Origin of the sequence: Citrobacter sp. Cpo037, assembly GCF_030332945.1 — a bacterium.
GTDB lineage: Bacteria > Pseudomonadota > Gammaproteobacteria > Enterobacterales > Enterobacteriaceae > Citrobacter > Citrobacter portucalensis.
Window position 1 is genome coordinate 38,880 of the sequence record NZ_JAOWGW010000025.1, and the last position, 14,546, is coordinate 53,425.

Below are 14,546 nucleotides of genomic sequence, written 5' to 3' on the forward strand. Positions count from 1 at the left end.
ATGACCCTTAGCGCCAGGGTAAGCACATGGCGTTTTTGTAACAGTGGCATATGAATTTAACCCTCAAAGATTCAATCATTGCTCGTAGCCGGGCAATTAGTCCGTGGACTGGCCTCTATTTCTTACAGTCTCTGCTGATCAACCTTGCACTGGGCTATCCACTTAGCCTGCTCTATAGCGTTGCTTTCACCTGTATATTGATGCTGCTGTGGCGTAGCGCGCCGCGCGCGCAGAAAGCACTGATTGGCATTTGCTCACTCGTTGCGGCAATGTATTTTCCGTTCGGCCAGGCTTACGGCTCACCGAACTTCAATACCTTACTGGCGCTGCACTCAACCAATATGGAAGAGTCAACCGAGATCCTGACCATCTTCCCCTGGTACAGTTATCTGGTTGGAGTGTTTATTTTTGCCCTTGGCGTTATCGCCGTACGCCGTAAAAAAGATGTGCAGCAGCGCAGCTGGAATAAGTTCGACAGCATTTGTTTGCTGTTTAGCGTTGTCGCATTCTTTGTTACCCCGGTACAAAACCTGGCCTGGGGCGGCGTGTTCAAGCTGAAAGATACTGGCTATCCGGTTTTCCGTTTCGCCAAGGACGTTATCGTCAATAACAACGAAGTGCTCGACGAACAAGAGCGTATGGCGAAACTGTCGAGCGTAAAAGACAGCTGGACGGTAACCGCCGTTAAACCGAAGTATCACACCTACGTCGTGGTGATCGGTGAAAGCGCCCGCCGCGATGCGTTAGGCGCGTTTGGCGGTCACTGGGATAACACCCCGTTTGCCAGCTCCGTTAACGGCTATATCTTCGCGGATTACATTGCTGCCAGCGGTTCAACGCAAAAATCGCTCGGCTTAACGCTTAATCGGGTAGTGGATAATAAACCCCAGTTCCAGGATAACTTTGTCACCCTGGCTAACCGTGCGGGCTTCCAGACATGGTGGTTTTCCAATCAGGGACAGATTGGTGAATACGATACGGCCATCGCCAGCATTGCGAAGCGCGCTGATGAGGTTCAGTTCCTCAAAAGCGGTGACTTCGAAGCGGATAAAAACACCCGTGACGAAGCGCTGTTGAAGATGACTGCCCAGGTGCTGGCAACCGAGCGCACTCAGCCACAGCTCATCGTGCTGCATTTAATGGGCTCGCATCCGCAGGCCTGTGACCGAACACAGGGTAAATACGAGACTTTCGTCCAGTCAAAAGAGACATCTTGTTATCTGTACACCATGACGCAGACGGATGACCTGCTTCGCCAGCTTTACGAGCAGTTACGTAACAGCGGTAATAGTTTCTCGATGGTCTATTTCTCCGATCATGGCCTCGCGTTTAAAGAGCGGGGAAAAGAGGTGCAGTACCTGGCGCATGACGATCAGTTCCAGCAGAATTTCCAGGTGCCTTTCATGGTGCTTTCGAGCGATGATAAAGCGCATCGGGTGATTAAAGCCCGTCGCTCCGCCAATGATTTCCTCAGTTTTTTCTCGCAGTGGACAGGGATCAGCGCAAAGGAAATCACCAACAGCTACCGCTTTATCTCAGAGAAAAAAGCCGGGCCGGTGTACATCACCAACTTCAAACTGCAGAAGGTGGACTACAACCATCTGGGTACCGATATTTTCTCAACCAAATAATACGCTTGTAGGCCGGATAAGACGCACTGTGTCTTATCCGGCCTACAACGAACTTCCTTCCAGGATTACAGACAAAAAAAATCCGCCCCAAAAGGCGGATTTTTCATATCACCGAAGTGATTAGAAGCGGTAACCCACGCCAGCAATCCAGGTGCCAACGTCAACGCTACGAATACGGCTCTGCTCGTAGGAGAAGTCCAGAGCAACGTTTTCGATCGGGTTGAACTGCAGGCCCGCACCATAAGAGAAACCGTAGTCGCTGGTGCTGTGGTTGTAAGTCGAAGATTCTACGTTCTGGAATTTACCGTAACCAACACCCACAACGCCGTAGATGCTTGCCCAGTCGTTCAGACGGTAAGCCGGACCAGCAGTGATGCCGTAGTATTGGGTTTTGTTGTAGTCGCCAGAAGCATCGGTACGATCTTTTTCAGTGTAAGTAAAGGAACCGATAACACCCAGCGGGTTGTTGTCCTGCTCGTAGCGATACTTCAGGTTGAAACCGTTCATTTTGTTCGCTGCGCCCTGAGCATCGCTCTGAGCGTAACCACCGGTAACGGTAGAAGTAGCAGCTACAGCAGTACCTGCGGAGAAAGCCAGAACAGCGGCCAGTGCTGAAAGACATGCAATTTTTTTCATAACCACCTCAAATGTGCTTCAAGTAAATCTTAAGTTTTAAATATACCAAAAATTGATGGGAAACTCTTTGCGATTCGCGATGTCTAACGGGGTCTTTCATGTAACAGAACATTTCAAAAACCCGCTATCTCTTTCAATTAACATCACTTTTTCAATTGAAAATACCATTATTGCGCGCACAATATGGCACATTCATCCAGAACATTCCTAATCACACAGATTATTAATCCATCGTTTTCATGCCATTGTACGGAACTGAGCAATTTTTTTTTCAACGAATACTCAACCAGTTGAGCGTAATTCCATTACACTCGCTGTTTTACTTTTCTATACATAAAATCATCTGCGTCGTAACAATGCTGAAGCGTGGCACAGATGGAGATGTGTAATCATCATTTGACAGGAGAAAGGATGCCGGGGTTGTCACGTAAAGCGCCAGTCTGGTTGCCTATTTTGGTTTTGCTTATTGCTATGTCCTCCATTCAAAGCGGAGCATCACTGGCAAAATCGTTGTTCCCACTCGTCGGTGCGCCAGGCGTTACCGCGCTGCGCCTTGCGCTGGGTACGCTCATTCTTATCACTTTCTTTAAGCCCTGGCGTTTACGATTCGCCAAAGAACAACGCCTGCCGCTACTGTTTTATGGCCTGTCTCTGGGCGGGATGAACTACCTTTTCTACCTGTCAATCCAAACCGTCCCACTGGGAATCGCCGTGGCGCTGGAATTTACCGGCCCGCTCGCGGTAGCGCTGTTTTCATCCCGACGCCCGGTGGATTTCATTTGGGTTGCGTTGGCAGTGCTCGGGCTTTGGTTCCTGCTGCCTCTGGGTCAGGACGTTTCTCACGTAGATTTAACGGGTGCTGCACTGGCGCTGGGGGCTGGTGCCTGCTGGGCCATCTATATTCTTACCGGGCAGCGAGCCGGCGCGGAACACGGTCCTGCGACCGTCGCGGTAGGGTCATTTATTGCAGCACTGGTATTTGTACCAATCGGCGCACTCCAGGCCGGAGATGCCCTGTGGCACTGGTCCATTTTGCCGTTAGGTCTGGCCATTGCAGTCCTCTCTACTGCGCTTCCCTATTCGCTGGAGATGATTGCGTTAACGCGCCTGCCTACGCGTACTTTCGGTACATTGATGAGCATGGAACCTGCGCTGGCCGCGATTTCCGGAATGATCTTCCTCGGTGAAACGCTGACGCTTATCCAGACGTTCGCTCTGGGCGCCATTATTGTCGCATCAATGGGCTCTACGCTCACTATTCGTAAAGAGCCACAAATAAAACAAGTCGACGTGAATTAACCACGTAATATTCTGCATGGTTTGCATAATCATGCAGAATATCCAATTGTAAATCTGCGTGATAATAATTCTAATAAATATAATTTTCTCATCCGCATATTTCATTTAATCTTAAAATTAACATAAAAATAACACCACACAAGTAACAAAACACTCATTGCATTGATTTTATTTGATATTTTATATTTACCCTCGTCTTCGCTATTAAAGTGATAGGCAACACCGGAAACAAAAATCCAAATTTAGCGCTATACTTAATTCCGTTGAAGAGTTGGGACATAAATATCAAGAGGATATGAAAATATGAGTACCGCGAAACTGGTAAAAACAAAAGCATCCGCCCTCCTTTATACCCGCAACGATGTGTCTGATAGCGAAAAGAAAGCGACCGTAGAACTGCTGAATCAGCAAGTAATCCAATTCATTGACCTGTCATTGATCACCAAACAGGCTCACTGGAACATGCGCGGTGCAAACTTCATTGCAGTACATGAAATGCTGGATGGCTTCCGTACAGCTTTGACCGATCACCTCGACACCATGGCTGAACGCGCCGTACAGTTGGGCGGTGTGGCACTGGGCACAACTCAGGTTATTAATAGCAAAACGCCTCTGAAAAGTTACCCGCTGGATATCCATAGCGTACAGGACCACTTAAAAGAGCTGGCCGAACGTTATGCCGTAGTTGCAAACAGCGTACGTAAAGCTATCAGCGAAGCAAAAGACGAAGATACCGCGGATATCTTTACCGCAGCTTCTCGCGACCTCGATAAATTCCTGTGGTTTATCGAAGCCAACATTGAGTAACAGCAGACATAAAAATTACCTATATAACCCTCGCTCCGGCGGGGGTTTTGCACATCTATGGTGCATAACATTGATCACTCGTCACTCCAAAGTAAATTATTTGTAATAATCACCTCACACAATCGTTAACGAAAGATTGTTTTATCAACAATTTTTACGCTAAATAGTCATACCGTTTGCACCGTGACTGGTTCGCACCAAATGAGTGCCCCAAAACAGTGCAGATTACTCACTTTGCCCTACTTATTGTGCAACAAAACGAGACACCCTCTTGTTAAAACAATGAGTTGCAAAATTGGCACGATTTTTTCATTAAGCCATTTGTTCTCGCAGGGGATCGCCCCGTGGATATAAAAGGAAATCCTATGAAGTCTGTATTAAAAGTTTCACTGGCTGCACTTACCCTGGCTTTTGCGGTGTCCTCCCATGCCGCAGACAAGAAACTGGTTGTCGCAACCGACACCGCGTTTGTACCGTTTGAATTCAAACAGGGTGACAAATACGTTGGTTTTGATGTGGATCTGTGGGCTGCCGTGGCCAAAGAACTGAAACTGGATTATGAACTGAAACCAATGGATTTCAGCGGCATCATCCCGGCTCTGCAAACCAAAAATATCGACCTGGCACTGGCAGGTATCACCATCACCGATGAGCGTAAAAAAGCGATCGACTTCTCCGACGGCTACTACAAAAGCGGTCTGTTAGTGATGGTGAAAGCGAATAACAACGACGTCAAAAGCGTAAAAGATCTGGATGGAAAAGTCGTTGCGGTTAAGAGTGGCACCGGTTCCGTTGATTACGCGAAAGCGAATATCAAAACCAAAGACCTGCGTCAGTTCCCGAACATCGATAACGCATATATGGAACTGGGCACCAACCGCGCAGACGCTGTACTGCACGACACACCAAACATTCTTTACTTCATCAAAACAGCTGGCAATGGTCAGTTCAAAGCTGTAGGCGAATCGCTGGAAGCCCAGCAGTACGGTATCGCCTTCCCGAAAGGCAGCGACGACCTGCGTGAGAAAGTGAACGGCGCACTGAAAACGCTGAAAGAGAACGGTACTTACAACGAAATCTACAAAAAATGGTTCGGTACTGAACCTAAATAATAACCGGCAGCGTTGCCCGGTAGCGTGATGCTTACCGGGCCTACGCCTGGATTTTTGAGACCTGTAGGCCGGATAAGCACAGCACATCCGGCAAAACGGGCATTTGAATATTTACACCACGGTAACAGGAACGACATATGCAGTTTGACTGGAGTGCCATCTGGCCCGCCATCCCGCTTTTGATTGAAGGCGCCAAAATGACCCTGTGGATCTCGGTCCTCGGTCTGGCTGGCGGTCTGATAATCGGACTTGCAGCAGGGTTTGCGCGCACTTTCGGCGGTTGGATCGCCAACCACGTAGCGCTGGTGTTTATCGAAGTCATTCGCGGTACGCCAATCGTTGTGCAGGTAATGTTTATTTACTTCGCTCTGCCAATGGCATTTAACGATTTACGCATTGACCCCTTTAGCGCCGCCGTTGTCACCATCATGATCAACTCCGGGGCCTATATTGCGGAAATCACCCGCGGTGCGGTGCTCTCAATCCATAAAGGGTTCAGCGAAGCCGGTTTGGCGCTTGGACTTTCACGCACAGAGACGATCCGCCACGTTATTTTACCTCTCGCACTGCGTCGTATGCTGCCGCCGCTGGGCAACCAGTGGATCATCAGCATTAAAGATACCTCGCTGTTTATTGTCATTGGCGTCGCTGAACTGACCCGTCAGGGCCAGGAAATCATTGCCGGTAACTTCCGCGCACTGGAAATCTGGAGCGCCGTTGCGGTGTTCTATCTGATCATTACGCTGGTGCTGAGCTTCATTCTGCGTCGTCTGGAAAGAAGGATGAAAATCCTGTGATTGAATTTAAAAACGTTTCTAAGCACTTTGGTCCAACCCAGGTGCTGCACAATATTGATCTGAACATTCAGCAGGGTGAAGTCGTGGTGATTATCGGGCCGTCAGGATCCGGTAAATCTACACTGCTGCGCTGCATTAACAAGCTGGAAGAGATAACCTCCGGCGATCTGATCGTCGACGGTCTGAAAGTAAACGATCCGAAGGTAGACGAGCGCTTAATCCGTCAGGAAGCCGGAATGGTATTTCAGCAGTTTTACCTGTTCCCACATCTGACGGCGCTGGAAAACGTCATGTTTGGACCGCAGCGCGTACGCGGGGCGAATAAAGAACAGGCCGAGAAACTGGCGAAAGAGCTGCTGGCAAAAGTGGGTCTGGCCGAACGTGCACATCACTACCCTTCTGAACTGTCCGGCGGTCAACAACAGCGTGTGGCTATCGCCCGTGCGCTGGCGGTAAAACCGAAAATGATGCTGTTTGATGAGCCAACCTCAGCACTCGACCCGGAACTGCGCCATGAAGTTCTGAAAGTTATGCAGGACCTGGCGGAAGAAGGGATGACCATGGTGATTGTGACCCACGAAATTGGCTTTGCCGAAAAAGTGGCTTCACGCCTGATTTTCATTGATAAGGGACGAATTGCCGAAGACGGTAATCCGCAGGCCCTGATTGAAAATCCACCCAGCCAACGCTTACAGGAATTCTTGCAGCACGTTTCCTGATAGCTCAACCTCCCTTCGCCCGAAGGGAGGTTTTTCACCAGAATCCTCTCATTTCAATTCCCTCCCGCCCTGACATCTATACTTATCCTTTTGAATTTATTTTCTCATGGGAGGAGTCATGCGCTGGATCCTGTTCATCTTTGTTTGTCTGTTGAGTCTTCCGGCACAAGCAGTGACGATACCTGGCGTCACCACGCCAACGTCAACCAACGCACAAACCGCCCCGGCAAAGGAGCCAGATGTTGAACAGAAGAAAGCGGCTTACGGCGCACTGGCTGATGTGCTGGAAAATGACACCTCGCGGAAGGAACTGATCGATCAATTACGCAAAGTGGCAACTGCGCCCCCTGCTGAGCCGGTGCCAACCATTGTCCCACCCACGTTAACGGAAGAAAAAACGGTACTGGAAAACGTCACGGATGTCACCCGGCACTACGGTGAGGCGCTCTCCAGCCGCTTTGCCCAGCTTTATCGCAATATTACCGATGCACCGCACAAGACCTTTAACTCGCAAACGTTCACCAATGCCCTGACTCATTTTTTAATGCTGGCGGCGTCAGTGTTCGGGTTTTACTGGCTGATCCGCCTGTGCGCGCTGCCTCTGTATCGCAAAATGGGGCAATGGGCACGGCGGAAAAACCGCGAACGCAGCAACTGGCTGCAGCTTCCGGCGATGATCGTTGGCGCATTCATTATTGATTTGCTTCTGCTGGCGCTGACATTGTTTGTCGGGCAGATACTGAGCGACAGAATGAATGCCGGCAGTCGCACCATCGCCTTTCAGCAAAGCCTGTTTCTCAATGCCTTTGCCCTGATTGAGTTCTTCAAAGCCATTTTGCGTCTGATATTTTGCCCAACGGTGGCTGAACTACGCCCGTTTAACATTCAGGATGCCGGTGCGCGCTACTGGAATCGGCGTTTGAGTTCATTAAGCAGTTTGATTGGTTACGGGCTTATAGTTGCCGTTCCCATTATCTCCAATCAGGTCAATGTGCAGGTCGGCGCGATGGCCAACGTCATCATCATGCTGTGTATCACGCTATGGGCGCTGTACCTGATTTTCAGAAACAAGAAAGAGATAACGCTGCATTTACAGAATCTGGCAGAAAGATCGTTAGCTTTTTTCAGCCTGTTTATCCGTGCCTTTGCGTTGGTATGGCACTGGCTGGCCAGCGCCTACTTCATTGTGCTGTTTTTCTTTTCGCTGTTTGATCCGGGCAACAGCCTGAAATTCATGATGGGCGCTACGCTGCGCAGCCTGGTAATCATTGGAATTGCCGCCTTTGTTTCCGGCATGTTTTCCCGCTGGATAGCCAAAACTATTACCCTTTCGCCACACACCCAGCGCAGCTATCCGGAATTACAAAAACGACTGAATGGCTGGCTGTCGACGGCGTTAAGCGTGGCCAGGATCCTGACGGTGTGCGTTGCGGTGATGCTGCTATTGAATGCCTGGGGATTGTTCGACCTCTGGAACTGGCTGCATTACGGCGCAGGAGAAAAAACAGTGGATATTCTGATCCGTATCGTGCTGATTTTATTCTTCTCCGCCATCGGCTGGACGATCCTTGCCAGCCTGATTGAAAATCGTCTGGCTTCCGATATTCACGGACGCCCGCTACCCAGCGCTCGTACCCGAACCCTGTTGACGCTGTTTCGCAACGCGCTGGCGGTGATCATCAGCACGATCACCATCATGATTGTGCTGTCGGAAATTGGCGTTAATATCGCCCCATTGCTGGCCGGGGCCGGGGCGCTGGGGTTGGCTATCTCTTTCGGCTCGCAAACGCTGGTAAAAGATATTATTACCGGGATTTTTATTCAGTTTGAAAATGGCATGAACACCGGCGACCTGGTGACCATCGGTCCACTCACCGGTACGGTTGAACGAATGTCCATTCGTTCTGTGGGCGTGCGTCAGGACACCGGGGCGTACCATATCATTCCCTGGTCATCGATTACGACCTTCGCCAACTTTGTGCGTGGAATTGGATCGGTCGTCGCCAATTACGACGTAGACCGCCATGAGGATGCGGATAAAGCGAATCAGGCGTTGAAAGACGCAGTTGCTGCGGTGATGGAAAAAGATGATATTCGCGGGCTGATTATCGGCGAGCCGTCGTTTGCCGGGATTGTAGGATTAACCAATACGGCATTCACGCTACGGGTCTCGTTTACCACCTTACCGCTGAAGCAGTGGACGGTACGTTTTGCGCTCGACAGCCAGGTGAAGAAATACTTCGATCTGGCCAACATACGCGCCCCGGTACAGACGTATCAAGTGTTACCTGCACCAGGGAATGGTCCTGCGTCGGCTGCAAGCGAACCGCTACCGCCAACCGAGCCAACGCTTTAGCGTTTACGCGCCATAAAACGACGACGCTGATCGTTATCCATAAAGGTCCAGGCAATAAAGCGACTCTGCTTTTGCCCCTGGGCCATCTCTTTCTTAACCACTTTCACCGCGCCCGCATCCGTTAGCGCGTGATACAGTGGAGGCAAGTTCTCACCGCGCGAAACCAGCGTGGTAAACCACATCACCTGGCGACCAAAGGCCTGGCTTTCGGCGATCATTTTTTTGATGAACGCCACTTCACCGCCTTCACACCACAACTCCTGCTGCTGTCCGCCAAAGTTCAGCGCATCGTCTTTGTCCTGTCCCAGATTACGGCGTTTGCGCTCGCTTCCGGCGCGGGCTGAGGCCGCAGAATCATGGAATGGCGGGTTACATAATGTGGCTTCATACTGCTCATTTTTGTGAATGATGCCGTTGAAGATTGCCGTTGCATCTTTCTGGCGACGCAGACGAATAGCACGGGTTAATCCCGGATTGGCGTTGACGATCGCCTGAGCGCTGTTAAACGCTTCGCTACTGGTTTCACTACCCGTGAATCGCCAGCCATATTCATGCACGCCGATCAGTGGATAAATACAGTTTGCCCCAACTCCCACGTCCAGCACGCTCGCATTTGCCGGAATGGTTCCGCTGGTTTCACTCAACAGATCGGCCAAATGGTGTATGTAGTCAGCACGACCAGGCACCGGCGGACACAAAAAACCATCTGGAATATCCCAGTTTTTCACCGCATAAAAATGCGCCAGTAGTGCTTTATTGAGCGCCTTTACTGCCTGCGGATTCGCGAAATCAACACTCTGCTCGCCGCCGGGCGTGAGGGTGAGAAATTGCGTCAGCTCGGGCGTAACCTGGCATAAAGTCGCAAGATCATAACGGCCATTGTGGCGGTTGCGTGGGTGTAATCCCGGTTTCAGGGCGGACATAGCATTCTCCTTTTAACAGCGGCGTAAGATACCCGCATAACGCCACGCGGTAAACACACACAACAAGGAAATTTGATTTTTTACACCTGTTTGACGCTTTGCGAATTGTTCAAAAAACAGACAGCTCATCACCAATTTTTTGCGGTAAATGTCATCCGCTGACGACCTAAACTTATCAGGCACACCTGTTGTTTTTCAGAGGATATCACCATGAAGAAATGCCTCACATTACTTGCTGCTACCGTACTTTCCGGCATGACATTTGCCTCCTTTGCTGCACAGCCATACACCAGCTCAGCTACCGGTCAGCTACAAGCTTCCGGCACAGTATCCGCTACCGGCGCCTCTAACCTGAGCGACCTCGAAGACAAGCTGGCAGAGAAAGCGAAAGAGCAAGGGGCAAAAGGCTTTGTCGTTGATTCTGCGGGCGGCAAAAATCAGATGTACGGTACCGCAACCATCTATAAGTAACCCCCATCTCAGCCCAACTGCATTCACCCCGAATGCAGTTTTCTGCGTGCGGTTCACTTCATTGCAGCTCAATTTGTAATCAATATGTTGGCATTTTGAATCCAATGTAAATAAATGTATTTATTTTTGAATTAATGAATGCTAAAACGTCGCACTGATTAGTAATGCTTATCAAAATCATTATCAATTACATATTCATTTCCGCGAGGCCTGCAGGGTATAACATCCATAGAGATGTCCCTTCGCGCGAGTGAAACCGTCCACTCAAACAATAATAAGTCACTCATTAACATGGATAAAAATCGCAACTTGCCGTCCAGTAGCTTTCACTCACTGACTTTTTTTGCCGGTCTGTGCATTGGCCTGTCCCCTATAGCTCAGGCTGTCGCTGCGGACGACCAGGATAAAAAACAAGAAGACACTCTGGTCGTTGAAGCGGCCAAACCTTCGCTGTACGCCCCAACACAGTCTGCCGACCCTAAATTCTCCCGTCCGGTGGCGGATACAACCCGCACCATGACGGTGATTTCTGAGCAGGTGATTAAGGATCAAGGCGCAACAAATCTGACCGACGCGCTGAAAAACGTCCCGGGCGTTGGCGCATTTTTCGCGGGTGAGAATGGTAACTCCAGCACCGGAGACGCGGTTTACATGCGTGGTGCGGATACCTCGAACAGTATTTATATCGACGGTATCCGTGATATTGGCAGCATCACGCGCGACACCTTCAATACCGAACAGGTGGAAGTAATCAAAGGTCCTTCCGGTACCGACTATGGACGTAGCGCACCGACTGGGTCTATCAATATGATCAGCAAACAGCCACGCACCGACTCAGGAATCGATGCTTCGGCCAGCGTCGGTAGCGCCTGGTTCCGCCGTGGTACGCTGGACATTAACCAGGTCATCGGCGAGACCACCGCCGCACGTTTAAACCTGATGGGCGAAAAAACGCATGATGCTGGTCGCGATAATGTTAAGAATGAACGTTACGGTGTGGCCCCCTCTCTCGCTTTTGGCTTAGGGACTGAGAACCGACTGTACCTGAACTATCTACATGTCACCCAGCACAACACGCCGGATGGCGGCATCCCTACCATTGGCCTGCCGGGATATTCCGCACCTTCTGCGGGGACTTCTGCACTGAATCATTCAGGCAAAGTGGATACGCATAATTTCTACGGTACCAACTCGGATTATGACGATTCGACAACCGATACCGCGACGATGCGTTTTGAACATGACCTGAACGACAGCACCACTATTCGCAACACCACCCGCTGGTCGCGCATTAAACAGGATTATCTGATGACAGCGGTGATGGGCGGCGCGTCTAACATCACCCAACCCACCAGCAGCGTCGACAGCTGGACCTGGTCACGCCTGGCAAATACCAAGGATGTCAGCAATAAGATCTTGACCAACCAGACCAACCTGACCTCAACGTTCTACACGGGCTCCATCGGTCACGACATCAGCACCGGTGTGGAGCTGACGCGCGAAACACAAACCAACTATGGCGTGGCGCCGATCACCCCACCACCGGTGAATATCTATCACCCCGACAGCAATGTGAATATCGGCGGATTGTCTCGTAACGGCGCCAACGCTAACGGGCAAACAGACACCTTCGGTGTATACGCTTTTGATACGCTACAAATTACCCGTGAATTCGAGCTGAACGGTGGTATTCGCCTCGACAATTACCGCACAGAATATGACAGCGCCACCGCTTGCGGCGCTTCCGGTCGCGGCGCAGTCGCGTGCCCGACAGGCGTGGCTAAAGGTTCCCCGGTCACCACTGTGGATACTGCCAAATCAGGCAATCTGGTGAACTGGAAAGCTGGCGCGCTGTATCACCTGACCGATAACGGTAACGTGTACATCAACTATGCCGTTTCTCAGCAACCGCCGGGCGGCAGCAACTTTGCTCTTGCTCAGGGCGGCAGCGGTAACAGTGCGAATCGTACCGATTTCAAACCGCAGAAAGCGAAAACCAGCGAGATCGGCACCAAATGGGAGGTGCTGGATAAGCGCCTGCTGTTAACCGCTGCGATTTTCCGCACGGATATTGAGAATGAAGTTGAGCAGAACGACGACGGTACCTATTCCCAGTACGGAGAGAAACGCGTTGAAGGCTACGAGCTCTCGGTAGCAGGCAACATCACCCCCGCATGGCAGATTATTGGGGGTTACACCCAGCAACGCGCGACCATCCACAGCGGTAAAAACGTTGCTCAGGATGGCTCCTCTTCCCTGCCATATACACCGGAACATGCGTTCACGCTGTGGAACCAGTATCAGGCTACCGATGATATCTCCGTTGGCGCAGGCGCTCGCTACGTGGGTAGTATGCATCGCGGTTCCGACGGTGCAGTGGGTACGCCATCCTACACTGAAGGTTACTGGGTCGCTGACGCCAAACTGGGCTATCGCGTGAATCACAATCTCGATTTCCAGCTAAACGTCTATAACCTGTTCGACACCGATTATGTATCCTCCATAAACAAGAGTGGATACCGTTATCATCCGGGCGAGCCAAGAACTTTCCTGCTCACCGCCAATATGCATTTCTAATCCATCGCGTGGGGCGTAAGCCCCACTTTCAGGAGAAATACTGATGATGTACCACATTCCCGGCGTTCTGTCGGCGCAGGATGTAGCCTGGTTTCATGAACAACTGGACGCTGCCGACTGGGTTGATGGCCGCGCAACCACCGGCGCTCAGGGGGCGCAGGTAAAAAACAACCAGCAGGTGAATACGCAAAGTGAACGCTACGGCGTTTTACAACAGGCGGTACAGACTGCGGTAAATAACAGCGCGCTTTTCTTCGCCGCAGCACTACCGAAAACGCTCTCCACACCGCTGTTTAATCGCTACCAGGACAACGAGACCTACGGTTTTCACGTTGACGGTGCGGTGCGTAGCCATCCGCAAAACGGCTGGATGCGCACGGACCTTTCCGCAACTTTATTCCTGAGTAACCCGAATGATTATGAAGGGGGAGAACTGCTGGTCAATGATACTTACGGCCAGCATGCGGTGAAGCTTCCGGCAGGCGATCTGGTGCTTTACCCTTCCAGCAGCCTACATTGCATCACGCCAGTGACCCATGGCGTTCGTGTAGCGTCTTTTATGTGGATACAGTCGATGGTCCGTGACGACAAAAATCGCGCCATGCTTTTTGAACTGGATAAAAACATTCAATCCCTGAAAGCTCGCCATGGGGAGAGCAGCGAGATCCTGTCATTACTCAATCTCTACCATAACCTGCTGCGTGAATGGTCTGAAATCTGATACTGCTGGCGCGTGGTCGTTTTTCAGCCATCACCTTCGCTATACTTAGTCTGTAGACATCAGCAGGAGGTACACATGGCATCCGGATGGGCAAATGACGACGCGGTTAACGAACAGATCAACAATACTATTGAAGATGCTGTTGCCCGCGCTCGCGGTGAGTTACCGACGGGGGAAAGTCTGTATGAATGCGAAGAATGCGGCAATCCTATCCCTCAGGCCAGACGTGAGGCCGTGCCAGGGGTACGCTTGTGCATCGCCTGCCAACAGGATAAAGATTCACATAACTCAGCATTTTCAGGATATAATCGCAGAGGTTCGAAAGACAGCCAGCTACGTTGACTTATCTTTACCAAAAGTTTCAGCGCATACGATTTCCTTTACGAGCACGATTTTTTGCACCCTGTGTAGCAAAATGTGCCGTTGTCGCCTTCTCTGTAAAGCGCAATGACAAGAACTGTAAATCCCTTACTCGAATTTATTAATATTCAATAAGT

13 protein-coding genes are annotated in these 14,546 nt (G+C 50.6%); 11 read left to right on the forward strand and 2 right to left on the reverse strand.

Annotated features, from left to right (window positions below; translation table 11 throughout):
- The first annotated feature begins 50 nt into the window (after positions 1-50).
- Entirely contained in the window at positions 51-1,631 is a 1,581-nt protein-coding gene (locus tag OGX94_RS01830) for a phosphoethanolamine transferase (protein WP_126318725.1), read from the forward strand.
- A gap of 120 nt (positions 1,632-1,751) precedes the next feature.
- Here the strand turns inward: OGX94_RS01830 and ompX are convergent, their stop codons facing one another.
- On the reverse strand, positions 1,752-2,267 hold the full coding sequence (gene ompX / locus OGX94_RS01835) for an outer membrane protein OmpX (RefSeq protein ID WP_003831579.1): 516 nt from the start codon (positions 2,265-2,267) through the stop codon (positions 1,752-1,754).
- 411 nt (positions 2,268-2,678) lie between these two features.
- Here ompX and rhtA point away from each other — a divergent pair, with 411 nt between their 5' ends.
- The 6 genes from rhtA (at position 2,679) to ybiO (ending at position 9,357) form a co-directional block, all read left to right on the forward strand.
- Positions 2,679-3,566 (forward strand): threonine/homoserine exporter RhtA, encoded by an 888-nt coding sequence (gene rhtA, locus OGX94_RS01840; RefSeq protein WP_003831578.1) that lies wholly within the window; start codon positions 2,679-2,681, stop codon positions 3,564-3,566.
- Positions 3,567-3,869: 303 nt separating this feature from the next.
- Positions 3,870-4,373: a DNA starvation/stationary phase protection protein Dps gene (gene dps, locus OGX94_RS01845; protein ID WP_003035253.1), complete on the forward strand. Its 504-nt coding sequence runs from the start codon at positions 3,870-3,872 to the stop codon at positions 4,371-4,373.
- Between the two features lie 365 nt (positions 4,374-4,738).
- On the forward strand, positions 4,739-5,485 hold the full coding sequence (gene glnH, locus OGX94_RS01850) for a glutamine ABC transporter substrate-binding protein GlnH (protein ID WP_003035251.1): 747 nt from the start codon (positions 4,739-4,741) through the stop codon (positions 5,483-5,485).
- A gap of 137 nt (positions 5,486-5,622) precedes the next feature.
- Complete coding sequence (gene glnP, locus OGX94_RS01855; RefSeq protein WP_003035248.1) at positions 5,623-6,282, forward strand: glutamine ABC transporter permease GlnP; 660 nt, start codon at positions 5,623-5,625, stop codon at positions 6,280-6,282.
- Positions 6,279-7,001 carry a glutamine ABC transporter ATP-binding protein GlnQ gene (glnQ, locus tag OGX94_RS01860; RefSeq protein WP_003035246.1) on the forward strand — a complete coding sequence of 241 codons (723 nt, stop codon included), beginning with the start codon at positions 6,279-6,281 and terminating at the stop codon, positions 6,999-7,001. The genes glnP and glnQ overlap by 4 nt, the downstream gene beginning before the upstream one ends.
- Before the next feature lie 118 nt (positions 7,002-7,119).
- Positions 7,120-9,357: a mechanosensitive channel protein gene (ybiO, locus tag OGX94_RS01865; protein ID WP_063940656.1), complete on the forward strand. Its 2,238-nt coding sequence runs from the start codon at positions 7,120-7,122 to the stop codon at positions 9,355-9,357.
- On the opposite strand, the gene rlmF is transcribed toward ybiO, so the two are convergent.
- Complete coding sequence (gene rlmF, locus OGX94_RS01870; RefSeq protein ID WP_063940657.1) at positions 9,354-10,280, reverse strand: 23S rRNA (adenine(1618)-N(6))-methyltransferase RlmF; 927 nt, start codon at positions 10,278-10,280, stop codon at positions 9,354-9,356. The genes ybiO and rlmF overlap by 4 nt on opposite strands.
- A gap of 210 nt (positions 10,281-10,490) precedes the next feature.
- Here rlmF and mcbA point away from each other — a divergent pair, with 210 nt between their 5' ends.
- The 4 genes from mcbA to OGX94_RS01890 all read left to right on the forward strand — a co-directional run bounded on the left by mcbA (position 10,491) and on the right by OGX94_RS01890 (position 14,391).
- Positions 10,491-10,751, forward strand: coding sequence for a DUF1471 family periplasmic protein McbA (gene mcbA / locus OGX94_RS01875; RefSeq protein ID WP_063940658.1), 261 nt, complete (start codon positions 10,491-10,493; stop codon positions 10,749-10,751).
- A 291-nt stretch (positions 10,752-11,042) separates the two neighbouring features.
- Entirely contained in the window at positions 11,043-13,328 is a 2,286-nt protein-coding gene (locus OGX94_RS01880) for a catecholate siderophore receptor Fiu (RefSeq protein WP_200920633.1), read from the forward strand.
- Positions 13,329-13,371: 43 nt separating this feature from the next.
- Positions 13,372-14,049 carry a PKHD-type hydroxylase YbiX gene (gene ybiX / locus OGX94_RS01885; protein ID WP_257661521.1) on the forward strand — a complete coding sequence of 226 codons (678 nt, stop codon included), beginning with the start codon at positions 13,372-13,374 and terminating at the stop codon, positions 14,047-14,049.
- Positions 14,050-14,124: 75 nt separating this feature from the next.
- The gene (locus tag OGX94_RS01890; protein ID WP_003831562.1) at positions 14,125-14,391 is read left to right on the forward strand and encodes a DksA/TraR family C4-type zinc finger protein; all 267 of its coding nucleotides are present in this window, start codon (positions 14,125-14,127) and stop codon (positions 14,389-14,391) included.
- The last annotated feature ends 155 nt before the right edge of the window (positions 14,392-14,546 follow it).

Bases quoted from the DNA above. Each gene is read 5' to 3' on its own strand.
- OGX94_RS01830 (WP_126318725.1), top strand. From the start codon at position 51: ATGAATTTAACCCTCAAAGATTCAATCATTGCTCGTAGCCGGGCAATT.
- ompX (WP_003831579.1), bottom strand. From the start codon at position 2,267: ATGAAAAAAATTGCATGTCTTTCAGCACTGGCCGCTGTTCTGGCTTTC.
- ybiX (WP_257661521.1), top strand. From the start codon at position 13,372: ATGATGTACCACATTCCCGGCGTTCTGTCGGCGCAGGATGTAGCCTGG.
- glnH (WP_003035251.1), top strand. From the start codon at position 4,739: ATGAAGTCTGTATTAAAAGTTTCACTGGCTGCACTTACCCTGGCTTTT.
- OGX94_RS01880 (WP_200920633.1), top strand. From the start codon at position 11,043: ATGGATAAAAATCGCAACTTGCCGTCCAGTAGCTTTCACTCACTGACT.
- ybiO (WP_063940656.1), top strand. From the start codon at position 7,120: ATGCGCTGGATCCTGTTCATCTTTGTTTGTCTGTTGAGTCTTCCGGCA.
- rhtA (WP_003831578.1), top strand. From the start codon at position 2,679: ATGCCGGGGTTGTCACGTAAAGCGCCAGTCTGGTTGCCTATTTTGGTT.
- glnP (WP_003035248.1), top strand. From the start codon at position 5,623: ATGCAGTTTGACTGGAGTGCCATCTGGCCCGCCATCCCGCTTTTGATT.
- mcbA (WP_063940658.1), top strand. From the start codon at position 10,491: ATGAAGAAATGCCTCACATTACTTGCTGCTACCGTACTTTCCGGCATG.
- rlmF (WP_063940657.1), bottom strand. From the start codon at position 10,280: ATGTCCGCCCTGAAACCGGGATTACACCCACGCAACCGCCACAATGGC.
- OGX94_RS01890 (WP_003831562.1), top strand. From the start codon at position 14,125: ATGGCATCCGGATGGGCAAATGACGACGCGGTTAACGAACAGATCAAC.
- dps (WP_003035253.1), top strand. From the start codon at position 3,870: ATGAGTACCGCGAAACTGGTAAAAACAAAAGCATCCGCCCTCCTTTAT.